Consider the following 24,098-nt stretch of genomic DNA (forward strand, 5'->3'; position numbering starts at 1 on the left):
CCATGGCCACCTATGTTGTGATGCAACCGCCCGGCCGCAGCGAGAAGGTCGATGCAACGGCCTTGATCCGCGACGGCTTCACCTGGCTCGGCCTGCTGGTACCGCCGCTATGGCTCGCCTGGCACCGGCTGTGGATCGAGGCCGGACTTGCCTTCGTCGTCATGGGCCTGCTTTTGATGGCAGGGGAAAACCTTGGCCTTGGATTGGCAAGTTCGCTGCTGTCGCTCCTGGTTTCGTTCTATGTGGGCCTGGAAGGGCAGGGGTTGCGCGTCGCGGCCCTTCGCCGGCGCGGCTGGCATGAATGGGGCGTGGTTCAGGCCGGCCGGCTCGACGATGCCGACATCCGCTATGCGCTGGAGGTCGAGGGGCACGCGGAGGAAATCACGCCGCCGCCGCGTATCGTTCCCGATGCCGCCCTGGCGCGCCCGGCGCAGCCGGGCATGGCGCTGGGCCTGACCCACATACCGGGACGGCACTGACATGCGGGTAGCAATCATCGACTACGGCTCGGGCAATCTGCGCTCGGCCACCAAGGCCTTCGAGCGTGCCGCGCGCGAAGCCGGCATATCGGCCGAGATCGACCTGACGGCCGATGCCGCCCGGGTGCGCAGCGCCGACCGCATCGTCCTGCCCGGCGTCGGCGCCTATGCCGACTGCGCGGCCGGCCTGCGTGCCGTCGACGGCATGTGGGAGGCGGTCGAGGACGTCGCGATCGCCAAGGGCCGGCCCTTCCTCGGCATCTGCGTCGGCATGCAGCTGATGTCTGAGCGCGGCCTGGAAAAGACCGTCACCCATGGCTTCGGCTGGATATCAGGCGACGTCAAGGAGATCACACCCACTGATCCCGCGCTGAAGATCCCGCAGATCGGCTGGAACACGATCGAGCTCAGGCGCCAGCACCCGCTGTTTACCGGCATCCCGACCGGACCAGACGGGCTGCACGCCTATTTCGTCCATTCCTACCATCTCGACGCGAAAAAGCCGGACGAGGTTGTGGCCGTCGCCGACTATGGTGGTCCGGTGACGGCGGCCGTCGCCCGCGACAATCTCGTTGGCACGCAGTTCCATCCCGAGAAGAGCCAGGCGCTCGGCCTGGCGCTGATCACCAATTTCCTGCGCTGGAGGCCCTAGAGCATGAGCGAGAAGGCGCCTCAATCGTGATCCTGTTTCCTGCCATCGACCTCAAGGACGGCCAATGCGTGCGCCTGAAGCACGGCGATATGGCGACCGCCACCATCTACAACAATGATCCCGCCGCCCAGGCAAAAGCCTTCGAGGACCAGGGTTTCCAATGGCTGCACGTCGTCGACCTCAACGGCGCCTTCAAGGGCCAGAGCGTCAACAGCGCGGCGGTCGGCGCCATCCTCAAGGCGACGAAGAACCCGGTGCAGCTCGGCGGCGGCATCCGCACGCTGGCCCAGATCGAGGACTGGCTCGACCGGGGGCTGGCCCGCGTCATCCTCGGCACGGTGGCGGTGCGCGATCCCGACCTGGTCAGGCAGGCCTGCAAGGCTTTCCCGGGCAAGGTCGCCGTCGGCATCGACGCCAAGGGCGGCAAGGTGGCCGTCGAGGGCTGGGCCGAGGCGTCGAGCCTCGGCGTCGTCGAACTGGCGAGGAAATTCGAGGGTGCCGGCGTGGCCGCCATCATCTACACCGACATCGATCGCGACGGCGTGCTGACCGGCATCAACTGGGACGCCACCATCGACCTCGCCGAGGCCGTGTCGATCCCGGTCATCGCTTCGGGCGGCCTCGCCTCGATCGCCGACATCGTGCGCATGACGATGCCCGATGCACGGAAGCTCGAAGGCGCAATTTCCGGCCGCGCGCTCTATGACGGCCGCATCGATCCGGCCGAGGCGCTGGCGATCCTGCAGGGCCGGCCCGCGGCGGAGGCGAAATCGTGAAAATCACCCTCATCCTGGCCTCCTATGACAGCGGCCACTATCATGGCGGCATGGGCCAGGGCCCGGACGCGCTGATCGCAGGCGGCCTGGTCGACGCCCTGACCATTGCCGGCCACGAGGTCGCGGTCGCGGATATCGGCAGGGTCGGTGACGACCAGGAACGCGAGATCGCCACCGGTTTCGCCGTCTGCAATGCCGTCTCGGGCGAGGTGCGCATTGCCATCGACAGGGGACGGTTCCCCATCGTGCTCGCCGGAAATTGCCTGACATCGGCCGGTGCGATCGCCGGCGCGGGCGCCGATGCGATCATCTGGGCCGACCAGCATGGCGACCTCAACACGCCCGAGACCTCCGTCTACGGCTTTCTCGACGGCATGGCGCTGGCGACCGTGCTTGGCCTGTGCTGGCGCCCGATGGCAGCGGCCATTCCAGGCTTCAAGCCGATCGATCCCTCGCGCTGCGTGCTTCTCAACGCCCGCGATCTCGATCCGGCCGAGGAAGAGCTCCTCAAGACCTTGCCGGTGGTCCGCACCGAATGTCCCGGCGTGGGGCCGGCAACCGCGAAGCTGAAGGCCGCAGGCGCCAAAAGCGTGCACATGCATCTCGACCTCGACGTGCACGACCCCAAGGAGCTGCAGGCCAACCGCTACGCAATTTCAGGCGGGCCAAGCCCGGAACAATTGCGCAACGCGGCCTGCGCCATGGCCCTTGCCGTTCCGGTCGTCGGCATCACTATTTCCGCCTACGATCCGGCCTTCGACGCGCAGGGCGACGTCCCGCCGCTGGTCGGCGAGCTGCTCAACGATCTCATCGCCACTATAGAGGGCCGCTGATGCTGAAAGCCCGTGTCATCCCATGTCTCGACGTCAAGGACGGCCGCGTTGTCAAGGGCGTCAACTTCGTCGACCTCATCGATGCCGGCGATCCGGTCGAGGCGGCCAAGGCCTATGACGCCGCCGGTGCCGACGAGCTATGCTTTCTCGACATCACCGCCTCGTCCGACAACCGTGAAACCATCTTCGATGTCATCGCCCGCACCGCCGAGCAGTGCTTCATGCCGCTGACCGTCGGCGGCGGCGTGCGCCAGGTCGCCGACATCAGGAAGCTGCTTCTGGCCGGCGCCGACAAGGTGTCGATCAATACGGCGGCGGTGAAGAACCCGGATTTCGTCGCCGAAGCCGCCGACAAGTTCGGCAACCAGTGCATCGTTGTCGCCATCGACGCCAAGAAAGTGTCCGGTATCGGCGAGGCCGACCGCTGGGAGATCTTCACCCATGGCGGGCGCGAGAAGACCGGCATCGACGCGGTCGAATTCGCGCGTCAAATGGTCGATCGAGGCGCCGGCGAGATCCTGTTGACCTCGATGGACCGCGACGGCACCAAGGCCGGCTACGACATCGCGCTGACACGTGCGATCGCTGATGCGGTGCGCGCGCCGGTCATCGCTTCGGGCGGCGTTGGCACGCTGGATCACCTGGTCGAAGGCATTCGCGACGGCCATGCCGGCGCGGTGCTGGCGGCCTCGATCTTCCATTTCGGCACCTACACGATCGCCCAGGCCAAGGCGCATATGGCCGCCGCGGGGCTGCCGATGCGGCTGGACTCCTCGGGCGATCGGCCCTAGAGGCTGTTCCGGCTAAGAAAAGGGCCCCAGGCGCCATGGCTGAATTTTCGTTCTCCGATCTGGAGACAACCATCAGGGACCGCGCCCATTCCGGCGACCCGGATTCCTGGACAGCGAAACTGTTCGCGCGCGGTATCGACAAGGCCGCCCAGAAACTCGGCGAGGAGGCGGTCGAGACGGTGATTGCCGCCGTCAAGGGCGACAGACAGGGGCTCGTTTCCGAAAGTGCCGATCTTATATATCATTGGCTCGTCGTCCTCGGCCTCTCGGGTGTTCCGCTGAGCGACGTGCTCAAGGAGCTCGAAAGCCGCACCGGGCGTTCGGGCATCGCCGAGAAGGGGTCACGGCCCAAGGGCTGACCGCGAGGGAGGGCAGGAATCTCGATGGATCAGCTCGCGCCAACCGAGAAATATTCCCCCTTTCGCTTCTTCTCGGCCGAGCAATGGTCGCAATTCCGCGCCGACACGCCACTGACGCTGAGCGAGGACGAGTTCCGCCGCCTGCGTTCGCTCAACGATCCGGTCGACCTTGAGGAGGTCAAGCGCATCTATCTGTCGTTGTCGCGGCTTCTGTCCGCCCATGTCGAGGCGAGCCAGCTCTTGTTCCGGCAGCGCCAGGCCTTCTTCAACGCCGTCGACATCGTCAAGACGCCGTTCATCATCGGCATCGCGGGCTCCGTCGCCGTCGGCAAATCGACCACCGCACGCGTGCTGAAGGAGCTTCTGGCGCGCTGGCCGTCGAGCCCCAAGGTCGATCTCATCACCACCGACGGTTTCCTGCTGCCCAATGAGGTGCTGCGCCGCGAGAACCTGATGGAACGCAAGGGCTTTCCCGACAGTTACGACGTCGGCGCGCTGCTGCGTTTCCTCTCGGGCATCAAGTCGGCGCTGCCGGATGTCCGCGCGCCGGTCTATTCCCACCTCACCTATGACGTCATTCCCGGCGAGTTCGTCACCATCGACCGGCCCGACATTCTGATCTTCGAAGGCATCAATGTCCTGCAGCCGGGCAAGTTGCCGCAGGACGGCAAGATCGTGCCCTTCCTGTCCGACTTTTTCGACTTCGCCATCTATATCGATGCCGACGAGAAGCTGATCCACGAATGGTACATCTCGCGCTTCATGCGGCTGCGCGAGACCGCCTTCCGCAATCCGGACTCCTTCTTCCACCGCTACTCGCAGCTTTCGGAGGAAGCGGCGCGCGCCATCGCCGAAGGCCTGTGGTCCAACATCAATCTGAAGAATTTGCGCGAGAACATCCTGCCGACCCGCGCCCGCGCCGACCTCATCCTGCGCAAGGGCGCCGACCATCTGGTCGAGGAAGTGGCGCTGCGCAAACTTTAAAGCAGTTCCAGGAAATGTGGCGGGCCTGTCACCGACAACCCCGCCACACGGCATTCATTTCATCCGCATCGCGGCTCAGCCATTGGCGAACGGCACCGCGACATAGATCTGGCTGCCGTCGCGTTCGACCAAAAGCAGCACCGACTTGCGGCCCGATTTGCTCGCCTGCGCGATCGCCTGCGTGACCTGCCTGGCACTCTTCACCGGAGCCTGGTTGACGGCGACGATGATATCGCCGGGTTGGACGCCGGCGGCGGCCGCCGCCTTGTCGGGATTGACGCTGGCGACCACCGCGCCGCGCTCGTCGTCGGCGAGGTTCAGCTGCTGGCGAATGTCGGGCGTGATGTCCAGCAGGCCGAGGCCGATCGCGGGTGCGTGCGCGCCCTGCTCGGCGCTCGGCGCGCCGGAATCGTCCGTCGATGCCGTCTTCACATCGTCGCTGTTTTGCCCGACGTTGACGGAAATCTGCATGGCCTTGCCCTTGCGCCAGACTTCAAGCGTTTCCTTGGCGCCCGGCGAGACGTCCGCGACGGCCCGCGACAGGTCCTTGGGGTCTTTCACGTCCTGGCCGGCGAAGCCGGTGATGACGTCGCCGGTTTCGATGCCGGCCTTGGCCGCCGGCGAGCCGTCATTGACCTGCGAGACCAGTGCGCCGCCTGCATGATCGAGCCCTACGGCGGCAGCCACGTCCGGGGTCACCGGCTGGATCTCGACGCCGAGATAGCCGTATTCGATGTTGCCGCCCTTCATCAGCTTGGCGACCACCTTCTGGGCCTGGTCGGACGGAATGGCGAAGCCGACGCCGACGCTGCCGCCATTGGGCGAATAGATCGCCGTGTTGATGCCGACGACGTTGCCGTTCACATCCACAAGCGGGCCACCGGAATTGCCATGGTTGATCGGCGCGTCGATCTGGATGAAATCGTCGAACGGCCCGCTGTGCAGGTCACGGCCGCGTGCCGAAACGATGCCGGCGGTCACCGTGGTGCCGATGCCGAACGGGTTGCCGATCGCCAGCACCTGGTCGCCGGTCATCAGCTTGTCGGAATCGCCCCATTTGACGGTCGGCAGCGGCTTGTCGGCCTTGATCTTGAGCACCGCAAGGTCGTTCTTGGCGTCGCGGCCGACAAGCTTGGCGGGAAGTTCGGTGCCGTCGTCGAGCGTCACCTTGATCGAAGAGGCGCCGTCGACGACGTGATTGTTGGTGACGATGGTGCCGTCTGTGCCGACGATGAAGCCGGAACCGAGGGCTTCCTGGCGCGGTGCCTGCTGCGGCGGCGTCTTGGGCATTGGGGCGCCCTGATTGCCGAAGAACTGGCGGAAATAGTCGTCGAAAGGCGAACCGCCGTCGAAAGGCGAGGTTTCGCCCATGGTTTCAGCCTGTGCCTTCATGACCGTTGTGACCGTCACTACGGCCGGCTTGGTGGTGGCCACGACCGGCGCGAACGAGCCGTTCGGCGCCTTGATCCCCACGATTGGGGTCTGGGTCGTCGCAACGGCGTTGCTCAGGCCGGCGTTGCCGCCGCTTTGGGCAAACGAGACGACGACAGGGGAGATAATCAGCGCAGCGCCCAGCAGGGCGGCGACGCGATGTCTGCGAAGAATACCAAGAGGTGACATGGTCGTTCTGTCCGGGCGAGGGTTGATCCGGCGCCGCGGGTGGCTCTTGGGAGAAGCGCCCGTCGGCGTGTCGACGGCCGGGCTTGCCTGTCTCGCCGTACATGGCGGTCGGCCGGATCGACACCGAGGTATTTAGGGTGCCGATCGGCCCGAATTAGGGTTTTTGGCCGACCTTACGAAGATTTAATTCAGGGAGCGCTTACGGATTGTCATGCCGATGCAGATAGTCGGTCGCAATCTCGCGCATACGCTTGCCGTCGAAGCTCGGTCCGTGGCCGCCATGGCCGATGCGGATCGGCAGGTCGAGCAGGCGCTGCATGGTGCTGGCATAGGCGGCCCGATCGGAATCCGGCAGCGAGTCGATCAGCGTGTCGTCGTAGATGGCATCGCCGCTGAAGAACAGTCCGTCGGCCTCGTCGAAAAGCGCGATCGAATCCGGCGAATGCCCGGGCAGGTGCAGCACGCGGAATTGCCGGTCGCCGAGATCGACCACGTCGCCCTCGTCAAGCGTCCGCGTCAGCGGTGCCGAGGGGATCTTGTAGTCGGCGGCCTTCCAGCCTGGCGCCGGCAATTTCGACACGGCGCCTTCGAGATCATGGAACATGTAGGCATAGGTCGCCGCCTCATCCATGCTCTCGAACTGCGCGGCGCTCATCCTCGGCCCGGCCCGCCACGGAAATTCATGCAGCGAGCCGACATGGTCGAGATGGATGTGGGTGGCGACGACCAGCAGCGGCTTGCCCTGCGGCGTCTCGATCTGCGGCGCCAGCGGGCAGATACCCATGCCGGTGTCGACCAGGAGGTCGGCGTCGCGGCCTCGCAGATGCCAGATGTTGGCGCGCACATAGGCATGCACGAACGGCTCGGTCAGCATCGTCGTCCTGTCGTCGACAATGCTCTTGCTGAACCACTCCATTAAACGAAAGGCTTCCCGACCTTGTACTTTTCCGGCACCAGCCGCTTGAGATAGGCCATGCCGGCCTCGGACAACTGGTTGACGTCGGGCTTCATGAAATCGTCAGGCATGTGACGGGTCTTGCCGGCGACGTTCTTCAGCGGCACCTTCTTCAGAACGGTCTTTGCGCCGTCATATTGCAGCGCCACGGAGCCGCCGCCCTGTTCGGCGACGGACACGGCGAAGGCGCCGGCATCGAACGCCTCTTGTGCGTCGACGGCGCTGATGGCGCCGACGTAGCCGCGCGGCATATAGCCGAGCGCGTCGACGCGGGCCCGCTTGCCCGGCAGGCCTTCGGCCAATGCGCGCTCGAGGGCTGCCGGCAGGTCGCTGCCCGACAATTTGACGTTGCCATGCGCGTCGCGCTCCAGCTTGTCCGGCGGTACCAGGCTTTCGACCAGCGCCTTGCCGTCGGCGGTGCTCACCCCTTCCGACACGGCGACGATGCAGCGCTTGTGGCGGTCGAGCGTGGCGCGCACATCATCGATGAAGCCCGCGGCCGAGAATGGCCGCTCCGGCACGTACACCAGATGCGGGCCGCTGTCGGGATCGAGCTGCCAGGCGGCCGCCGCTGCGGTGAGAAAACCGGCATGCCGGCCCATCACGATGCCGACATAGATGCCGGGCAACGCGCGGAAATCGAGATCGACGGAGAGGAAGGCGCCGGCAACGAACTCGGCCGCCGAGATGAATCCCGGCGTATGGTCGTTCTCCTCCAGATCATTGTCGATGGTCTTCGGCGCATGGACGAAAGCGATCGAGCCGCCGGCGGCGTCGGTCAGGATCTGCTGTGTGCCCGACGTGTCGTTGCCGCCGATATAGATGAAGGCGTCGGCGCCGGCCTTCTTCAGGCCGTTGAGGATGACGTCGCAATAGGCCGCATCCGGCTTGTCGCGCGTCGAGCCGAGTGCCGCGCTTGGCGTTCCGGCGATCAGCCGCAGCCGATCCTCGGGGATGGCCGAAAGGTCGACATAATTGCCGTCGCGAATGCCGCGCACGCCATGGATGGAGCCCAGGACCTTGGCGCCCGGATGCCGCCTGCGGATCTCCAGCGTGGCGCCGACCACCGTCTGGTTGATGACGGCGGTCGGGCCGCCGCCTTGCGCGATGACAAAAGTTCCGGCCATTCCTGACGTCTCCCGAGCGATGGTTTTCAAGGCACCTTGGCCTGTCTTGCCGCATCACGCAACGGGAGAGTCGCGAGCATGATCCCGAAAAGTGGAAACGGGTTTTCGGCAAAAGTTCATGCTCGAACAGGAAGATGGAAGCGGCAGCGTAGGCCGCCCAAACAATCAGCTGACGACGACCGGGTTTTTCTTCGAAACGCGGCTGTAGAGGTCGATGATGTCCTGGTTGATCAGGCGCACGCAGCCCGACGACATTGCCTGGCCGATGCTCCACCATTCGGGCGAGCCGTGGATGCGGTAGCCGGTGTCCCTGCCGTCCTGGTAGATGTAGAGCGCGCGCGCGCCGAGCGGATTGGTGAGGCCGCCGGGCTGGCCGCCCTGCCACTTCACCAGTTCGGGCTTGCGCTGGATCATCTCCGGCGGCGGCGTCCACGTCGGCCATTCCCGGCCATACTGGATGTTGGCGCGGCCGGACCAGCGGAAGCCGTCCTTGCCGATGCCGACGCCGTAGCGGATGGCGTCGCCGCCCGGCTGGACGAGATAGAGCATGCGCTCCTTGAGATGGACGACGATGGTTCCGGGCGCCTCGCCGGTCGTGTCGACGACGATCTGGCGGCGGAATTCCGGCTTGACCTTGAGATAAGGCACTTCAGGCACGTTGAAACCATTGTCCGTCAAAGCGGCGTACATCAGGTCGGGGCTGGTGATGTTCCTGTCGACGCTGATTGCCGGCCGCATCGGCGGTACGGAACCGGTGACCGTATTGTCGAGTTCGAGCGCCGGCATGCCACCGCCGGAAGTCGAGCATCCGGCCGCACCGAGCAGCGCCAGGGCGCCTGCCCCGGACAGGACGGCGCGGCGGGAAAGATGACGATCGGTTTCGATTGCGTCGCCGTTTCGTGGCGGCGTCGGACCTTGCGGCAACTCACGCATATACCCAAACCCTACGCTGTCGGCGGGAAGCACGGTCCGGCCGGATAGCGGGCATTTTCATCATTCATGGTTGATAAAGCGTGAATGCCTTGCTCTGCCTGCATTTGCGCCTGGCATGGCGGCATCGGGCCGTCCCGAATGAACTGGCAACCGGACGTTGCTACATAAAAAGACCCAGGTCGGGTCATAATCCCGGCGCCGGCCTTTCCTACGCATCAGGCGGTCAGCGAGGGGCCTGCATGTGCAAGACGCTAAAAACCGACATCACGCTTGTTGCCGCTGCCATTGTCGCGGCGGCCTTGGTTCTCGGCGCCGATGTCAGCCTGGCCGATATCGTGAGCACGCTGGGCGGCGCGAACTGACGCCGACCTGCCTTTGGCGCAATTGATAGCACGGCAATTCCAGGGAAAGTGCGTGGCGGTCTTCCGCCCGAATGTTCGTAAAAACAAAAATCAGGCCTCTTTACATTGCCCCTAGGCTGAGGATTTATCCTTCTCCTTAACCCAAGGGAGACAGACATGTCCTTCGAGAACTGGGCCGCTTTCGCCGCCGCGTCGACCATCCTGCTCATCATTCCGGGTCCGACCATCCTGCTGGTCGTGTCCTATGCGCTGGGCCAGGGCTGGCGCACCGCTTTGCCGATGGCGGTTGGCGTGGCGCTCGGCGATTTCACCGCCATGACCTTGTCGATGCTCGGCATCGGCGCGCTGCTCGCCGCTTCGGCAACCGTCTTCACCATGCTGAAGCTGATCGGGGCCGGCTATCTGATCTATCTCGGCGTGAAACTGTTCCGCGCCGGCGGCGCGCTGAAAGCCGAGCCGCGCACCGACGCGGTGTCTTCGGCCAAGATGATGGCGCATGCCTGGCTGGTCACCGCGCTCAACCCGAAAAGCATCACTTTCTTCGTCGCCTTCCTGCCGCAGTTCCTCGACCGGCACGCCGATTTCTGGACGCAGATGCTGATCTTCGAGACGACTTTCCTGGCGCTCGCCTTCGCCAATGCCTTCGGCTATGCGCTGATTGCGGCCCGCGCCCGAAACGTCGTGCGCAATCCCAAGGCGATCCGCATCTTCAACCGCACCGGCGGCACGCTGCTGGTCGGCGCCGGCATCGCCACGGTGGCGATGCGTTCGGGTAATTGATGTCCCGACGGGGACGCAGGTGAGGCCCCGAGGGCCTCACCATTTGACGCTGATACCCACATTGCCCTCGAGGATGCGGCGCTTGTCGCCGCCCAGATTGGTCGTGTAGTCGCCGGTGGCAAAGAGGCTGACCTTGTCGGTCACCTCAGCGACCACGCCGCCGCCGAACTCGAAGGAGGTCGACCGGCCCTCGGTCGAGATGTCGGTGGTGTCGAAATTGACATGGCTGGTGCCGCCGAAATCGTGCCAGATGTTGGCTTTGAGGTAGGGCTGCAGCGCCACGCCGTTGATGGTGGTCTCGCCCTGCAGCCGCGCACCCAGCCGGCCGCTGACGCTGTCGTCGGTATCGAAGGAAACCGACGAGAAGCGGTCGTTGGTGTCGTCGAGCGACAGATGCTGCCAGACCAGTTGCGCCTGCGGCTCAAGCGTCCAGCCCTGCGCCAGCGCGATTGGGTAGCCGCCTTCCAGGGAAGCGGTGACGCCTGTTCCGCCGACATCGATGCCGATGTCGCGCGACGATGTCGCGTCGCCGCCGAAGAAGGTGGCCATGAGGACGCCGTCAAGGTACCAGCCGCTTTGGCCGATCCGGGTCCAGTAACCGCCGATGCTGGTGCCGGTGACGTCGAGGCTGCCGACGGACAGATCGTTCCATCCCAGCGCCTGGCCGCGCAAATCGCCCTTCATGCTGGCATAGGCGACGAACAGGCCGGCGCGATCGATTCCGCCCGAGGCGGTGTCGCGGCCGAACACGTCGAAGCCCGCCTGGAGGCCGTACAGCGTGCCGTCGAAGGAGGGCGACACCGTTCCCGACCAGCCCATCTTGGCGTCCTGGCCATAGATGCGGCCCCAGACCGGCGATAGCTCGGGGTTCGACAGCAGTCTTTGCTCACCCCGCCGCTCGTGGAAGGTGCCGAGCGTCGTCATCGCCAGGTGTTCGGCCACCGGCGGCAAGGCCGAATAGACCGGCACCTCGATGCGGTAGAGCGGGATCACGGCTGCCTGCACCGCCGTCGCTCCGGGTGTCGGCGGCGCCGGCTGGACAGGCGGCGGGCCAGGCAGTGTCGGCACTGGAAGCGCCGGCGCTTCGGTCGGCACCACCGGCGGTGGTGGTGGCGGATCCGCCGGAGGCGCCGGTGGTGGTGGCGGCGGTGGTTCGGGTTGCGGGTCGCTGGCCTGCACGGGCGGTGTCGGGTCGACCGGCGGATTGTTGATGTCGCCCTCGCTCGGCGGCGGGGTCGGCGGCAGTTCGGAGGGCGGCGGCGGTGGCGGCTCGGCCGCCGGCGGCACCGGTTCCACCGGCGGAGGGGGCTCGACCGTCGGTGGCGCCGCGGCCGGCGTCGTCGGTGTTATCAGCGTCGAGCGCAGATACCAGTTCTCCTCGCTGCCGGCGCTGACGCCCCCTTTGAAAAGATAGTATTCGAAGGCGCCGGCGGCGACCGGCCCGTCAAGCGCGAAGGTCGAGGCGCCCGAAGTGGCGCCGTTGACCGCCTGGACGAGCATGATGCCGTCCTGGGTGGTCGCGGCACCCGCGCCGCCGGCGTTGAGCACGGAAATGCCGGTCGAGCCGGAAGCCGTGCCGCCCGAAAGCACCAGCCTGTCGGACGCGGAAGAATCGTCGCCGAGTTCGGTCTGGACAAGCAGCACGCCGCCGGCGCCGACATAATTGCCCGAAATCGTCAGCCGGTCGGTTGCGCCCGTGGCGCCGTTGGTCAGGTCGATGCGCCCGGCATTGGTCACTTCCGCCAACTGGCCTGCCGTGAAGGCCTGGATCGTCGAGTTGAAGCCGCCGCCATAGAGCGTGCTCGAAGCATCGACGCTGAGCGAGCCCGTGCCGGTGCCGCTGTCGCCGAGCTTGAGATTGCCGTCGAGCATCAGCTGTGTGTCGTCGGTGGCGCGGATGCTTTCCCAGTTCTGGACCCGGCTGATCCCCTCCAGCTTGACGTTGTCGAAGGTCAGCGCATCGGTACCGAGGCCGCCATTCAAGGCATCCGTGCCGCCGAGATTGGCGTTGGTGAGGTTGCTGAGCTTGGCGGTATCGTTGTCGGCGCCGAGATCGACGGCGCCATAGATGATGCCGCCGCCATTCCAGACGAAACTGTCGGAGCCAAAGCTCATCAGTACATCGCCGCCGACCGTACCGCCTGATATCGTCACGCTGTCATTGCCGCCGCTGACGCTGATGTTGCCGCCGATCGTGCCGCCCGACAGGATGATGGTGTCCTGGTCGAAGCCGGTGACGAGGTTGCGGTCGATGGTGCCGCCGGACATGTTGAAATAGTTCTTGTCGAGCTTCATGTTGACCCGACCGATGCGGCCGCCGGTCATCACGGCGTTGTCGCCATCGTCGAAGAAATCGACGATGCGCCCGCCTGTCATGGTGAATGTGTCCAGCCCGTCGCCCTGGTTGAGCGATCCGATCTGGCCGCCGCTCATGTTGAAATCGTCGATGCCGGCGCCCTGCTGGACATTGCCGGCGACGGTGCCGCCGCCGATGGTGAAGAAATCGGTGCCGTCGCCCTGGTCGACCGTGCCGGTGATGGTGCCGGACTGCATGTCGATGCGATCCATACCGGCGCCGAAGATGACGTTGCCGCTCACCTGCCCGGTGCCGCCTGCGGGAAAGGTCAGCGTGTTGTTGCCGCTGGTATCGGTAAGGCTGCCGCCGGAATCGCCGCTGTCGCAGGTGAAGGTGGTGTTTCCGGCCGACGGAACCAGAATGCAGGCCGCCAGGGCCGCGGAATTCGGCAGCAACACAAGTGCTGTAGTTGCAAATAAGCTAATAAACCATGGATGGATTTGCTGCGGCTTTCGCCACGACAAAGAATTCGACTCATCGGCGTTTTCCGAACGGCCGTTCGGACGCTGTATTTCAAAATGCTGCATCGCGTCCCCCTCTCAGATCGCGATTACAAGCCCTTCGCCGCGCCGCAATGAAGCCACAATTCGTTCGCTTTTACAAAGCCTAATCTGCATCCGATGGTTGATGAACTGCAAAGGCAGCTGGCATGAACCTTGTGCAGTGCATGGATTGGCACGTCCGTGGCCCATGATTTAAGATCGCCTTGGCCCGAAGGGTCTGGGGCTTGTCCCAGGTCGATCAGAGGATGTTGCATGGCAATCAGGGACGCATTCGGCCTGACATTTTCGGGCGCCACCGAAGCGGGATTCACGCCCTACGGCCAGGCCGTGCGTGAATTGCTGTGCTTCATCGGCGATCCGGTCGCCTCCGTCGACCGTGCCATATCGGAGGATCCCGGTTTCGTCATGGCGCATGTTTTCAAGGGCTATCTCTTCGGCCTCGCCACCGAGCGCGACGCGACGGCGGTGGCCAGGGCTTGCCACGAGGCGGCGCTGCCGCTTGCCGCGACGACGCGCGAAGAGGCGCATGTCTTGGCCCTTGGCCACCTCGCCAACGGGCGCTGGCATGACGCCGCCAGGATCCTCGAGGATATCGCCATCGAGACCCCCCTCGACGCACTGGCGCTGCAGGTCGGGCACCAGATCGACTTCTTCACCGGCAATGCCCGCATGCTGCGTGACCGCATCGCCCGTGCCTTGCCGTCATGGCAGGGCGGCATGCCGGGCTACCACGCTATTCTCGGAATGCAGGCCTTCGGGCTGGAGGAAATGGGCGACTATGCCAGGGCCGAACAGCTCGGTCGCGCAGCGGTCGAGATCGAGCCGCGCGACGGCTGGGCGCAGCATGCGGTCGCGCATGTCATGGAAATGCAAAGCCGGCAAAGGGACGGGATCGCCTGGATGCGCGCCAATCCCGAAGCCTGGACAAAGGAGAGCTTCCTGCAGGTGCACAATTGGTGGCACCTGGCGCTGTTCCATTACGATCTCGGCGAGATCGACCAGGTGCTGGCGCTCTATGACGGACCGATCTATGGCGCGCCATCGGCGATGGCGCTGAACATGGTCGATGCGTCGGCAATCCTGTGGCGGCTGCATCTCGGCGGCATCGATGTCGGTGACCGCTGGACGGCGCTCGCCGCCAATTGGCCCAAGGCCGGCGCCGGCGATTATGCCTTCAACGATGCGCATGCGATGATGGCCTTCGTTGGCGCCGGGCTCGACACCCCGGCGCGGACCTTGCTCGATGCCCAGCGCGAGGCCATGCGCGGCAATGGCGACAACGCCGCTTTCACGCGCGATGTCGGCCATCCGCTGACGCTGGCAATCAAGGCGTTCGGCGAGGGCAACTACACAGAGGCCGTGCACCTGATCCGGCCGATCCGGACGATCGCCAACCGCTTCGGCGGCAGCCACGCACAGCGCGACGTCATCGACCTGACGCTGATCGAAGCGGCCTTGCGGGCCGGTGACCGCGCGCTCGCCGGGGCGCTCGCGGCCGAGCGTTCGATGGCGCGGCCGGATAGCCCACTCTCCGTGCTGCTTGCGCGACGCGCGGCCGATTTGTCAGAGAATTGACCGCAAGCCGATCTTGCCTTAAAAACTGGCTCAGCCAGATTTTTTCGAGATCCGAAAAAAATAATTGGCATGGGAGGATGACATGTATCTCGGCCTCGACCTGGGCACGTCGGGCGTCAAGGCGCTGCTGATCGATGCCGGACAGACCGTCGTCGGTTCCGGCCATGGCTCGCTTGACGTCTCGCGGCCGCATCCCGGCTGGTCCGAACAGGATCCGTCCCACTGGATACGCGCCTGCGAAGATGCGATCGCCGAACTCAAGGCTTCCCATCCCAGGCAATTCGCGGCGGTGAAAGGCATCGGCCTGTCCGGCCAGATGCACGGCGCGACCTTGCTCGATTCAGCTGACAAAGTGTTGCGCCCCTGCATCCTGTGGAACGACACGCGCAGCCATGTCGAGGCGGCGGCGCTCGACGCCGATCCGCGCTTCCGCAAGCTCACAGGCAACATCGTTTTCCCCGGCTTCACCGCGCCCAAGCTCGCCTGGGTTAAGAACAACGAACCCGCCGTCTTCGCCAAAGTGGCGCAGGTGCTGCTGCCGAAGGATTTCCTGCGGCTTTGGCTGACCGGCGAGCACATTTCCGAAATGTCCGACTCCGCCGGCACGTCCTGGCTTGATGTCGGGGAGCGCCGCTGGTCGCCCGAATTGCTGGCGGCAACGTCGCTCGACGAGAAGCAGATGCCGTCGCTGGTCGAAGGCACCGAGAAGGCCGGCGGTTTGCGCGCTGAATTGGCATCGAAATGGGGCGTCGAGGCCGGCATCCCGATTGCCGGTGGCGCCGGCGACAATGCAGCCTCGGCCTGCGGCATGGGCACGGTCGGCGCTGGCCATGCCTTTGTCTCTCTCGGTACGTCGGGCGTGCTGTTTGCCGCCAACGCGTCCTATCTGCCCAACCCGGCAAGTGCTGTCCACACTTTCTGCCATGCGCTGCCCAACACTTGGCACCAGATGGGCGTGATCCTGTCGGCGACCGATTCGCTCAACTGGCTGTCGGAGATCACTGGAAAGGGCGCGGGTGAACTGACCGCCGAACTCGGCGACGCGCTGAAGGCGCCGACCGGTGTATCCTTCCTGCCCTACCTCTCTGGCGAGCGCACGCCGCATAATGATTCCGCCATCCGCGGTTCCTTCACCGGGCTGGCGCATGAATCGAGCCGCGCAGTGCTGACGCAAGCGGTGCTCGAGGGCGTCGCCTTCGCCTTCCGCGATAGTCTCGAAGCCCTGAAGACGGCCGGCACCACATTGACGCGGGTGACGGCGATCGGCGGCGGCTCACGCTCGCGCTACTGGCTGAAATCGATCGCCACCGCGCTGCAGGTGCCGGTGGACATTCCCGCCGACGGCGATTTCGGCGCCGCCTTCGGTGCCGCCAGGCTCGGTCTGATCGCGGCGACGGGTGCCGCTCCGCTGGCCGTCTGCTCCGCCCCAAGGACGGATGCCACGATCGAACCGGATGCCAAGCTCGGCGGCGCCTATGCGGACGCCTATCATCGCTACCGGGCGCTCTATCCGGCAATCAGGAGTGCCACGGCGTGAACGATTTCTCGCCCACGCCGCGACTTCCGGCCTCACTGCGCCGGCACTTTGTCCAGAAAACCGGTGATGCTCTTCAGGCGGCCGTTTTCGATGACGCCGATGTCGGTGCCTTCGATCACCGAAGGAACGCCTTCAGGCCCGAGGTTCCAGGAGAAGCGGATCTTGTCGGCGAAGCCGTCCGGCGTGCCCTTCAGCGAGAAGCGGAAGCCGGCAAAGCGTTGCTGCACGCCGTCGATGAGCGCCGCGACACCGTCATGGCCGTCGCCCTGCATGACCGGATCGCGATAGCTGACGTCTTCGGTGAAGGTGGCGTTCAGCAATTCGGCGCGGCGGCCGGCATCGCTTTCGTTCCAGGCGGTGATGTAGCCCTCGGCGATCTTGTTGAGGTCGGTCATGGTCTGTCTCCTTTGTTTGATGGCTTTGACATCAGCCTTTTCGACCAGCCTGGGACCGAAACCAATTACGCCTGAGGTAATCAGGGCGAACTATTCGAGAGAGGACGGAAATCATGAGCAGCGGATTTTTCGGCGACATCCAGAAGATCAAATATGAGGGGCCGGATTCGACCAATCCGCTGGCCTACCGCTTCTACAATCCTGACGAGGTGGTGGCCGGCAAGCGGCTGGAAGACCATCTGCGCTTCGCCGTCGCCTACTGGCACTCCTTTGCCTGGCCGGGTGGCGACCCGTTCGGCGGCCAGACCTTCGACCGCCCCTGGTTCCCCAAGGCGGGCGGCATCGACACGATGGAACTGGCGAAGCTCAAGGCCGATGTCGCCTTCGAGATGTTCTCGCTGCTCGGCGCGCCCTATTTCTGCTTCCACGACGCCGATGTCCGGCCCGAGGGCAAGGACTTTTCAGAAAGTGCCGCCCGCCTCGACGAGATCGCTGACTATTTCGCCGGCAAGATGAAGCAGACCGGGGTCAAGCTGCTCTGGGGCACGGCGAACCTTTTTTCGCATCGCCGCTTCATGTCGGGCGCCGCCACCAATCCCGATCCGGATGTCTTTGCCTATGCGGCGGCGACGGTGAAAAGCTGCATCGACGTCACCAAGCGGCTGAAGGGTGAGAACTATGTGCTGTGGGGCGGGCGCGAAGGCTATGAGACGCTGCTCAACACCGACCTTGCCCGCGAGCAGGAACAGGCCGGCCGCTTCCTCAGCCTCGTCGTCGACTACAAGCACAAGATCGGCTTCAAGGGCACCATCCTGATCGAGCCGAAGCCGCAGGAGCCGACAAAGCATCAGTACGACTATGACGTCGCAACCGTTTACGGCTTCCTCAAGCGCTTCGGCCTGGAGAAGGAGGTCAAGCTCAACATCGAGCAGGGCCACGCCATCCTCGCCGGCCACTCCTTCGAGCACGAACTGGCGCTCGCCAATGCCCTCGGCGTCTTCGGTTCGATCGACATGAACCGCAACGACTACCAGTCGGGCTGGGACACCGACCAGTTCCCCAACAACGTGCCGGAAATGGCGCTGGCCTACTACCAGGTCCTGCAGGCTGGTGGCTTCAAGACCGGCGGCACCAATTTCGACGCCAAGCTGCGCCGTCAGTCGCTCGACCCGCAGGACCTGCTGATCGGCCATATCGGCGGCATGGATTCTTGTGCGCGCGGCCTCAAGGCCGCGGCCCGCATGGTCGAGGACAAGGCGCTGTCGGCGCCGCTGGCCGAGCGCTATGCCGGCTGGAACACGGCAGAGGGCAAGGCAATGCTGTCGGGCAAGCGCACGCTGGAGGACATCGCCGAGCGCGTGGTCAAGAAGAAGATCGAACCGCAGCCGCGCTCCGGCCGTCAGGAATTGCTGGAAAACATCGTCAACCGCTACGTGTGAGGTGTCTTGCGGTGCCCGATTCGGGCGCCGCAGAGCTGAAAATTGCATTCCGCGCGGGGTGGAGCCACACGAGCATGATAGAACTCGGCGAGGCGTTGACCACCTCGCCGGCGATCGGCGCCGGGCGTGGACGCGTGGGGACGAGCCTGTCGCCGGAACACGACGCTGAGGGTTGCGCCGGCCTTGTAGCACTGCGCCGCGTCGGGGAATTCCGCCAGTGCCGGAATGCGTGTCATTGCGTCTTCTCGAGGCATTGTCCGCCCGCGGGCCTGCGCCGGAATGTCCGGAGTCAATGTAGCGCAATACCAAAAGGTTTGCCCGCGCCGCCCCTCAATGACCTCGCTCTTGCCTTCAAACTGCCGTCACGTATCTCGTATAAAAGGGACCTGTGGCGGGTGAAAAGGAAGGAGGCGAACCGATATGCAGCACGAACGCGAAATCGACGCCCTGCTCTCATCCGGTGAGACCGGATCGATCATCGACGGGCTGATGGCGCTGCCGCGGCCGACCGACGATGTGAAAAACCAATGGGATCGCGCCGTCAGCAACCGCTTTGAAATCCGGCTGGTGCGACAGATGCGCTCGCAGATCGACGCCGGCAGCGATCGCCAGAACGCCGCCTGATTCCCCTGAACTGACTTAGCCCCGGCGCAACCTCACCGGGGCTTCGCCAAACGCTCTTGAAAACGCTCTGGAAAATGCCGCGGCGGACGAGAATCCGGTCCGCCCGGCAATATCCGCCATGGCCACGCGCGTGTCGACCACCAGCCGGCGCGCGGCCCCCAGCCGCAGCCTCAGATAATAGGCGCCCGGCGTCTCGCCGATCGACTTGCGAAAGATGCTTTCCAGGGTCCGTGCCGTCACGCCGGCGCGCTTGGCGATGGCTTCTATGGTCAGCGGCTGGTCGACATGCGCTTCCATCAGCCGGATGGCCTGCGCCAGGCGCGGATCGTAGCCATCAAGCCGGCCGAGCGAGACCAGCGGCTGCGCATCGGTCGCCACGCGCGCCTGGTCGTAGATGAACGCGCTTGCCACATCGAGCGCCACGGCCATGCCGAGCCGGGTGCGGATCAGGTGCAGCATCAGGTCCAGGGTCGGCGACGCGCCGCCCGTGGTGAAGACGGGCCCATCGATGATGTATCGGTCGGGGCGCACGTCGACGCCCGGAAATGCGGAGGAAAAATCCTCCATGTCCTCCCAATGGGTGGTGGCGCTGCGCCCTTCCAGCAAGCCGGCGCGCGCCACCAGCCAAGTGCCCGCCTCGACGCCGCCGCAGGCGCGGGCCGACCGCGCCGCGCGGCGCAACCCGGCGAGCAAGGCCGACGTCGCATAATTCTGCGTACCGAAGCCCGCGACCACGACCAGGACATCGGTCGGTTCCGTTGCATCGAATCGGCCGCTGACCGCCACGGGCAGGCCGCATGTTGTGACCGGCGCCTCCCCGGTTACCGAAACCAGCTTGAAGTCGAACAGGGTTTCGCCGGCGATGCGGTTGGCGGCCCGCAGCGGATCGACGGCGCACGCCACGCACATGATGGATGCCCCGGAAAACACCAGCAGCGTCACCTTGAGCGGCGACTGCTCGGCGCGAAAGATTGTCGCTTTTTCGTTTTTTGTCATTCAGCCTTCGTAAAGCGCAAAGCAGCCGCCTGCAAGTCGCGCAATGTTATGCGGGTCCCTGTGCATGTCGTTGTTCCGAAGCCGGTTCCCACTTTTGGGCGACATGCATGGCTGTTCGAATTGGGAGGAGAATTCCATGCCGCTCGCGATGAACCGTGAGGTCTTCATTACCTGTGCCGTGACCGGATCCGGCGGCTCGCAGGATCGCTCTCCGCATGTGCCGCGTTCGCCCAAGCAGATCGCCGATTCGGCCATCGACGCCGCCAAGGCCGGCGCGGCCATCGTCCATTGCCATGTCCGCGACCCCGAGACCGGCAAGCCGCGCCGCGATGTGCATCTCTACCGCGAAGTGACCGAGCGTATCCGCGACGCCAACGTCGACGTCGTGCTGAACCTCACCGCCGGCATGGGCGGCGACATGGTGTTCGGGTCGCCGGAAGCGCCGCTGCCGCTCAACGAAAAAGGCACCGACATGGGCGGCGCCACCAACCGCATGGAACATGTGCGCCAGTGCCTGCCGGAAATCTGCACGCTTGACTGCGGCACCATGAACTTCGCCGAAGCCGACTACGTCATGACCAACACGCCCGGCATGCTGCGCGCCATGGGCGGCATGATGACGGCGCTCGGCGTCAAGCCCGAGATCGAGGCTTTCGACACCGGCCACCTCTGGTTCGCCAAGCAGCTGGTCGAGGAAAAGGTGCTGAACCCCGATGCGCTGGTGCAGCTTTGCATGGGCGTGCCGTGGGGCGCGCCGGACGATCTCAACACCTTCATGGCCATGGTCAACAATGTGCCGTCGACCTGGAACTGGTCGGCCTTTTCCATCGGCCGCAACCAGATGGCCTATGCTGCGGCGGCCGTGATCGCCGGCGGCAACGTCCGCGTCGGTCTGGAGGACAATCTCTGGCTCGACAAGGGCGTGCTGGCCACCAATGCGCAGCTCGTCGAGCGCGCTGCCAGCATCGTCACCAATCTCGGCGCCAGGATCCTCGGTCCGGAGGAAGTGCGCAAGAAGCTCAACCTGACCAAGCGGGCGCCGATCGCAGCCGCGGCATAGGCGGGGGCTGGCGATGGCTACTACCGTCAAATTCACCGCGATGAAGGATGGCGACAGGCAAGACTACGAGTTCCTGACCGCCCATGAGACCGACTATGCCGCCAGGACCGGCGAGCGGCTGCTCGACGCGCTGGTCCAGCTCGACGAGGGTCTGTCCGGCTACAAGATCACCCGGCTCGGCCATTCGTTGCAGGCGGCGACGCGCGCCTGGCGCGACGGCGCCGACATCGACTGGATCGCCTGTGCGCTGCTGCATGACATTGGTGACATCTACGCGCCGTACAATCACGACGAATACGCCGCTTCGATACTGAAGCCCTTCGTGCGCGAGCAATGCACCTGGGTGGTGGAAAAGCATGGCGACTTCCAGCGGCTCTATTACGCCCATCATCTCGGCGGCAACCGCCATGCCCGCGACCGCTTCGCCGGCCACGCCTATTTCGACGATTGTGACCAGTTCTGCGAGCGCTGGGACCAGTCGAGCTTCGATCCCGACTATGAGACGCTGTCGATCGACTTCTTTCGGCCCTTCGTGCTCGAGGTCTTCGCCCGCAAGGCCTACGACGCATCCGTGATCCGCGCCGGCGAGCGCGTGCCTCTCATCGATCCCGAAACAGCCAGGACAAGAACCGGAGCTTGCGCATGAGCATCATCAACAAGGCGGCCGCCATTGGCGGCGGTGTCATCGGCGCCGGCTGGGTGGCGCGGCTGCTGCTCAACGGCATCGACGTGTCGATCTTCGATCCCGATCCGGAAGCCTCGCGCAAGGTCTCGGAAGTGATGAAGGGCGCGCGCCGCGCCTACAAGCAGATGGTGCCCGGCGGCTTGCCGAAAGAGGGCAAGCTCACCTTCGCCAAGACCATCGCCGAGGCGGTCGCGGACGCCGATTTCATCCAGGAAAGCGTGCCGGAGCGGCTCGACCTCAAACACAAGGTGCTGGCCGAGATCGACGCCCATGCGCCGGCCAACGCCATTGTCGGCTCCTCGACCTCCGGCATCAAGCCGACCGACATGCAGGTGGCGATGAAGAAGCACCCGGAGCGGCTGGTCGTCGGCCATCCGTTCAACCCTGTCTATCTCCTGCCGCTGGTCGAAGTCGTCGGCGGCGAGCAGACCTTCCCCGAGGCGATCGAGGTCGCCAAGGAGATCTATGCCTCGATCGGCATGAAGCCTGTCGTCATCCGCAAGGAGATCGAGGCCTTCGTCGGCGACCGCCTGCTGGAGGCCGCCTGGCGCGAGGCGCTGTGGCTGATCAAGGACGGCATCTGCACGGTCGAGGAACTCGACGACATCATGCGCTACGGCTTCGGCCTGCGCTGGGCGCAGATGGGGATGTTCCAGGTCTATCGCGTCGCCGGCGGCGAGGCCGGCATGCGCCACTTCATGGCGCAGTTCGGGCCATGCCTGAAATGGCCGTGGACCAAGCTGATGGACGTGCCGGAATTCAACGACGAACTGGTCGACCTGATCGCCACCCAGTCGGACGACCAGGCGCATGGCCTGTCGATCCGCGAGCTGGAAAAGACCCGCGACGACAATCTGGTCGCGATCATGGATGCGCTGTCGAAGCAGAACAAGGGCAAGGGCTGGGGCGCCGGCGCCTTGCACAAGGATTACACCAAACAGTTGGCCAAGCTGGCGGCAAAGAGGCCGGCTGCTTCCACGGCCGCCGAAAAGGCCAAGGCCTCCAAGCCGGTGAAGAAGGCGGAAAAGCCGAAGAAAAAGAAGAAGGGCTGAGACGATGGATTTCGGTCTTTCGGAAGAGCAGAAGCTGATCGTCGAGACGACGCGCGCCTTCGTCGAGAATGAGCTCTACCCGCATGAGCGAGAGGTCGAGCGCACCGGTGTGCTACGCCGCGAGCTGATCGAGGAGCTCAAGGCCAAGGCGATCGCGGCCGGGCTCTATGCCGCCAACATGCCGGCGGATGTCGGCGGCGCGGGGCTCGATACGGTGACCTGGCTGCTCTACGAAAAGGAACTCGGCCGCGCCAATTACGCGCTGCACTGGACCTGCGTGGCGCGGCCTTCCAACATCCTGCTGGCCGGCACGCCCGAGCAGCGCGAAAAATATCTGTTTCCTTGCATCCGCGGCGAGAAATGGGACTGCCTGGCGATGACCGAGCCGGGCGCCGGCTCCGACCTGCGCGGCATGAAGGCGTCAGCCGTGCAGGACGGCGACGACTGGGTGCTCAACGGCACCAAGCATTTCATCAGCCACGCCGATCTCGCCGATTTTGCCATCGTCTTCATGGCTTCCGGCGAAGAGGATTCACCGCGTGGCAAGCGCAAGAAGATCACCGCCTTCTTCGTCGACAAGGGCACCAAGGGTTTCACGGTGCGCGATGGCTACCGCAACGTCTCGCATCGCGGCTACACCAACGCCATCCTCGAATTCGACGATTGCCGGCTGCCGGCCAGCCAGGTTCTCGGCGAAGTGCACAAGGGCTTCGACGTCGCCAATTCCTGGCTTGGCGCCACCCGCCTGCAGGTCGGCGCCACCTGCCTCGGCCGCGCAGAGCGGGCGCTTGGCCATGCGGTGGAATATGCCGCGCAGCGCCAGCAATTCGGCCAGCAGATCGGCAAGTTCCAGGGCGTGTCGTTCAAGCTCGCCGACATGGCGACCGAGTTGAAGGCCGCCGACCTCATGGTCTTCGAAGCCGGCTGGAAGTACGATCAGGGCACCGTCACCGACCAGGACATGGCCATGGCCAAGCTGAAGGCCACCGAAATGCTTGCATTTGTTGCCGACGAGGCCATCCAGATCCATGGCGGCATGGGGCTGATGGACGACCTGCCGCTGGAACGCATCTGGCGCGACGCCCGCGTCGAACGCATCTGGGAGGGCACGTCCGAGATTCAGCGACATATTATTTCGCGGGCGCTGCTGCGTCCGTTCGGTGCTTAGAGCATGATCGCCCAAAGCCGAGATTCGGTTTTGTCGGGCAAACGAGATCGTTTGTCC

General features: G+C 64.9%; 24 protein-coding genes. 17 read left to right on the forward strand and 7 right to left on the reverse strand.

Going from position 1 to position 24,098, the window contains the following annotated elements; all coding sequences use genetic code 11:
• The first annotated feature begins 2 nt into the window (after positions 1–2).
• From FJV80_RS17730 to coaA, 7 genes are read left to right on the forward strand one after another with little or no spacing between them, the layout of a single operon-like run.
• Positions 3–479, forward strand: a complete 477-nt coding sequence (locus tag FJV80_RS17730; RefSeq protein ID WP_142877060.1) for a DUF2628 domain-containing protein — start codon at positions 3–5, stop codon at positions 477–479.
• 1 nt (position 480) lies between these two features.
• Positions 481–1,131 (forward strand): imidazole glycerol phosphate synthase subunit HisH, encoded by a 651-nt coding sequence (gene hisH / locus FJV80_RS17735; RefSeq protein ID WP_142877061.1) that lies wholly within the window; start codon positions 481–483, stop codon positions 1,129–1,131.
• A 26-nt stretch (positions 1,132–1,157) separates the two neighbouring features.
• The gene (gene hisA / locus FJV80_RS17740) at positions 1,158–1,907 is read left to right on the forward strand and encodes a 1-(5-phosphoribosyl)-5-[(5-phosphoribosylamino)methylideneamino]imidazole-4-carboxamide isomerase (RefSeq protein ID WP_142877062.1); all 750 of its coding nucleotides are present in this window, start codon (positions 1,158–1,160) and stop codon (positions 1,905–1,907) included.
• Positions 1,904–2,740 carry an arginase family protein gene (locus FJV80_RS17745; RefSeq protein WP_142877063.1) on the forward strand — a complete coding sequence of 279 codons (837 nt, stop codon included), beginning with the start codon at positions 1,904–1,906 and terminating at the stop codon, positions 2,738–2,740. The genes hisA and FJV80_RS17745 overlap by 4 nt, the downstream gene beginning before the upstream one ends.
• Positions 2,737–3,531 carry an imidazole glycerol phosphate synthase subunit HisF gene (hisF, locus tag FJV80_RS17750; RefSeq protein WP_179296026.1) on the forward strand — a complete coding sequence of 265 codons (795 nt, stop codon included), beginning with the start codon at positions 2,737–2,739 and terminating at the stop codon, positions 3,529–3,531. The genes FJV80_RS17745 and hisF overlap by 4 nt, the downstream gene beginning before the upstream one ends.
• Before the next feature lie 35 nt (positions 3,532–3,566).
• On the forward strand, positions 3,567–3,890 hold the full coding sequence (locus FJV80_RS17755; protein ID WP_142877064.1) for a phosphoribosyl-ATP diphosphatase: 324 nt from the start codon (positions 3,567–3,569) through the stop codon (positions 3,888–3,890).
• A gap of 24 nt (positions 3,891–3,914) precedes the next feature.
• Positions 3,915–4,874, forward strand: a complete 960-nt coding sequence (gene coaA, locus FJV80_RS17760; protein ID WP_095771496.1) for a type I pantothenate kinase — start codon at positions 3,915–3,917, stop codon at positions 4,872–4,874.
• 75 nt (positions 4,875–4,949) lie between these two features.
• Here coaA and FJV80_RS17765 read toward each other — a convergent pair whose 3' ends face one another.
• The 4 genes from FJV80_RS17765 to FJV80_RS17780 all read right to left on the reverse strand — a co-directional run bounded on the left by FJV80_RS17765 (position 4,950) and on the right by FJV80_RS17780 (position 9,509).
• Positions 4,950–6,494 carry a DegQ family serine endoprotease gene (locus tag FJV80_RS17765; protein ID WP_142877065.1) on the reverse strand — a complete coding sequence of 515 codons (1,545 nt, stop codon included), beginning with the start codon at positions 6,492–6,494 and terminating at the stop codon, positions 4,950–4,952.
• Between the two features lie 199 nt (positions 6,495–6,693).
• The gene (locus tag FJV80_RS17770; RefSeq protein ID WP_142877066.1) at positions 6,694–7,410 is read right to left on the reverse strand and encodes an MBL fold metallo-hydrolase; all 717 of its coding nucleotides are present in this window, start codon (positions 7,408–7,410) and stop codon (positions 6,694–6,696) included.
• The gene (locus FJV80_RS17775; RefSeq protein WP_142877067.1) at positions 7,410–8,576 is read right to left on the reverse strand and encodes a diphosphate--fructose-6-phosphate 1-phosphotransferase; all 1,167 of its coding nucleotides are present in this window, start codon (positions 8,574–8,576) and stop codon (positions 7,410–7,412) included. The genes FJV80_RS17770 and FJV80_RS17775 overlap by 1 nt, the downstream gene beginning before the upstream one ends.
• Positions 8,577–8,741: 165 nt before the next feature.
• Positions 8,742–9,509, reverse strand: a complete 768-nt coding sequence (locus FJV80_RS17780; RefSeq protein ID WP_142877068.1) for a L,D-transpeptidase — start codon at positions 9,507–9,509, stop codon at positions 8,742–8,744.
• A 239-nt stretch (positions 9,510–9,748) separates the two neighbouring features.
• Between FJV80_RS17780 and FJV80_RS35580 the strand changes: the two genes are divergently transcribed.
• Positions 9,749–9,871: a hypothetical protein gene (locus FJV80_RS35580; protein WP_095771501.1), complete on the forward strand. Its 123-nt coding sequence runs from the start codon at positions 9,749–9,751 to the stop codon at positions 9,869–9,871.
• A 156-nt stretch (positions 9,872–10,027) separates the two neighbouring features.
• Positions 10,028–10,651: a LysE family translocator gene (locus FJV80_RS17790; RefSeq protein ID WP_095771502.1), complete on the forward strand. Its 624-nt coding sequence runs from the start codon at positions 10,028–10,030 to the stop codon at positions 10,649–10,651.
• Between the two features lie 36 nt (positions 10,652–10,687).
• Here the strand turns inward: FJV80_RS17790 and FJV80_RS17795 are convergent, their stop codons facing one another.
• Positions 10,688–13,534, reverse strand: coding sequence for an autotransporter outer membrane beta-barrel domain-containing protein (locus FJV80_RS17795; protein ID WP_142877069.1), 2,847 nt, complete (start codon positions 13,532–13,534; stop codon positions 10,688–10,690).
• 228 nt (positions 13,535–13,762) lie between these two features.
• On the opposite strand from FJV80_RS17795, the gene FJV80_RS17800 reads away from it, so the two are divergent.
• Positions 13,763–15,085: a tetratricopeptide repeat protein gene (locus FJV80_RS17800; protein WP_142877070.1), complete on the forward strand. Its 1,323-nt coding sequence runs from the start codon at positions 13,763–13,765 to the stop codon at positions 15,083–15,085.
• A gap of 82 nt (positions 15,086–15,167) precedes the next feature.
• Entirely contained in the window at positions 15,168–16,622 is a 1,455-nt protein-coding gene (xylB, locus tag FJV80_RS17805) for a xylulokinase (RefSeq protein ID WP_095789392.1), read from the forward strand.
• 32 nt (positions 16,623–16,654) lie between these two features.
• On the opposite strand, the gene FJV80_RS17810 is transcribed toward xylB, so the two are convergent.
• Positions 16,655–17,017: a nuclear transport factor 2 family protein gene (locus tag FJV80_RS17810; RefSeq protein WP_095789393.1), complete on the reverse strand. Its 363-nt coding sequence runs from the start codon at positions 17,015–17,017 to the stop codon at positions 16,655–16,657.
• Positions 17,018–17,130: 113 nt separating this feature from the next.
• Between FJV80_RS17810 and xylA the strand changes: the two genes are divergently transcribed.
• Positions 17,131–18,456, forward strand: a complete 1,326-nt coding sequence (gene xylA / locus FJV80_RS17815) for a xylose isomerase (RefSeq protein WP_038651459.1) — start codon at positions 17,131–17,133, stop codon at positions 18,454–18,456.
• Positions 18,457–18,876: 420 nt separating this feature from the next.
• Positions 18,877–19,080, forward strand: a complete 204-nt coding sequence (locus FJV80_RS17820) for a hypothetical protein (RefSeq protein WP_095771507.1) — start codon at positions 18,877–18,879, stop codon at positions 19,078–19,080.
• Positions 19,081–19,095: 15 nt separating this feature from the next.
• On the opposite strand, the gene FJV80_RS17825 is transcribed toward FJV80_RS17820, so the two are convergent.
• Positions 19,096–20,076, reverse strand: a complete 981-nt coding sequence (locus FJV80_RS17825; RefSeq protein WP_095771508.1) for a GlxA family transcriptional regulator — start codon at positions 20,074–20,076, stop codon at positions 19,096–19,098.
• Between the two features lie 136 nt (positions 20,077–20,212).
• Between FJV80_RS17825 and FJV80_RS17830 the strand changes: the two genes are divergently transcribed.
• From FJV80_RS17830 to FJV80_RS17845, 4 genes are read left to right on the forward strand one after another with little or no spacing between them, the layout of a single operon-like run.
• On the forward strand, positions 20,213–21,136 hold the full coding sequence (locus FJV80_RS17830; protein ID WP_095771917.1) for a 3-keto-5-aminohexanoate cleavage protein: 924 nt from the start codon (positions 20,213–20,215) through the stop codon (positions 21,134–21,136).
• A gap of 13 nt (positions 21,137–21,149) precedes the next feature.
• Positions 21,150–21,782: an HD domain-containing protein gene (locus tag FJV80_RS17835; RefSeq protein ID WP_142877071.1), complete on the forward strand. Its 633-nt coding sequence runs from the start codon at positions 21,150–21,152 to the stop codon at positions 21,780–21,782.
• Positions 21,779–22,873, forward strand: a complete 1,095-nt coding sequence (locus tag FJV80_RS17840; protein ID WP_142877072.1) for a carnitine 3-dehydrogenase — start codon at positions 21,779–21,781, stop codon at positions 22,871–22,873. The genes FJV80_RS17835 and FJV80_RS17840 overlap by 4 nt, the downstream gene beginning before the upstream one ends.
• Positions 22,874–22,877: 4 nt before the next feature.
• Positions 22,878–24,041, forward strand: a complete 1,164-nt coding sequence (locus FJV80_RS17845; protein ID WP_142877073.1) for an acyl-CoA dehydrogenase — start codon at positions 22,878–22,880, stop codon at positions 24,039–24,041.
• The last annotated feature ends 57 nt before the right edge of the window (positions 24,042–24,098 follow it).

The sequence above is a fragment of the Mesorhizobium sp. WSM4310 genome, from assembly GCF_007003935.1.
In the GTDB taxonomy this organism is placed as follows: Bacteria; Pseudomonadota; Alphaproteobacteria; order Rhizobiales; family Rhizobiaceae; genus Mesorhizobium.

What these genes read in the sequence shown, in the direction of transcription:
- FJV80_RS17730 (WP_142877060.1), top strand. Translation starts at nt 3, where the DNA reads ATGGCCACCTATGTTGTGATGCAACCGCCCGGCCGCAGCGAGAAGGTC.
- hisH (WP_142877061.1), top strand. Translation starts at nt 481, where the DNA reads ATGCGGGTAGCAATCATCGACTACGGCTCGGGCAATCTGCGCTCGGCC.
- FJV80_RS17755 (WP_142877064.1), top strand. Translation starts at nt 3,567, where the DNA reads ATGGCTGAATTTTCGTTCTCCGATCTGGAGACAACCATCAGGGACCGC.
- coaA (WP_095771496.1), top strand. Translation starts at nt 3,915, where the DNA reads ATGGATCAGCTCGCGCCAACCGAGAAATATTCCCCCTTTCGCTTCTTC.
- FJV80_RS17765 (WP_142877065.1), bottom strand. Translation starts at nt 6,494, where the DNA reads ATGTCACCTCTTGGTATTCTTCGCAGACATCGCGTCGCCGCCCTGCTG.
- FJV80_RS17770 (WP_142877066.1), bottom strand. Translation starts at nt 7,410, where the DNA reads ATGGAGTGGTTCAGCAAGAGCATTGTCGACGACAGGACGACGATGCTG.
- FJV80_RS17775 (WP_142877067.1), bottom strand. Translation starts at nt 8,576, where the DNA reads ATGGCCGGAACTTTTGTCATCGCGCAAGGCGGCGGCCCGACCGCCGTC.
- FJV80_RS17780 (WP_142877068.1), bottom strand. Translation starts at nt 9,509, where the DNA reads ATGCGTGAGTTGCCGCAAGGTCCGACGCCGCCACGAAACGGCGACGCA.
- FJV80_RS35580 (WP_095771501.1), top strand. Translation starts at nt 9,749, where the DNA reads ATGTGCAAGACGCTAAAAACCGACATCACGCTTGTTGCCGCTGCCATT.
- FJV80_RS17790 (WP_095771502.1), top strand. Translation starts at nt 10,028, where the DNA reads ATGTCCTTCGAGAACTGGGCCGCTTTCGCCGCCGCGTCGACCATCCTG.
- FJV80_RS17795 (WP_142877069.1), bottom strand. Translation starts at nt 13,534, where the DNA reads ATGCAGCATTTTGAAATACAGCGTCCGAACGGCCGTTCGGAAAACGCC.
- FJV80_RS17800 (WP_142877070.1), top strand. Translation starts at nt 13,763, where the DNA reads ATGGCAATCAGGGACGCATTCGGCCTGACATTTTCGGGCGCCACCGAA.
- xylB (WP_095789392.1), top strand. Translation starts at nt 15,168, where the DNA reads ATGTATCTCGGCCTCGACCTGGGCACGTCGGGCGTCAAGGCGCTGCTG.
- FJV80_RS17810 (WP_095789393.1), bottom strand. Translation starts at nt 17,017, where the DNA reads ATGACCGACCTCAACAAGATCGCCGAGGGCTACATCACCGCCTGGAAC.
- xylA (WP_038651459.1), top strand. Translation starts at nt 17,131, where the DNA reads ATGAGCAGCGGATTTTTCGGCGACATCCAGAAGATCAAATATGAGGGG.
- FJV80_RS17820 (WP_095771507.1), top strand. Translation starts at nt 18,877, where the DNA reads ATGCAGCACGAACGCGAAATCGACGCCCTGCTCTCATCCGGTGAGACC.
- FJV80_RS17825 (WP_095771508.1), bottom strand. Translation starts at nt 20,076, where the DNA reads ATGACAAAAAACGAAAAAGCGACAATCTTTCGCGCCGAGCAGTCGCCG.
- FJV80_RS17830 (WP_095771917.1), top strand. Translation starts at nt 20,213, where the DNA reads ATGCCGCTCGCGATGAACCGTGAGGTCTTCATTACCTGTGCCGTGACC.
- FJV80_RS17835 (WP_142877071.1), top strand. Translation starts at nt 21,150, where the DNA reads ATGGCTACTACCGTCAAATTCACCGCGATGAAGGATGGCGACAGGCAA.
- FJV80_RS17840 (WP_142877072.1), top strand. Translation starts at nt 21,779, where the DNA reads ATGAGCATCATCAACAAGGCGGCCGCCATTGGCGGCGGTGTCATCGGC.
- FJV80_RS17845 (WP_142877073.1), top strand. Translation starts at nt 22,878, where the DNA reads ATGGATTTCGGTCTTTCGGAAGAGCAGAAGCTGATCGTCGAGACGACG.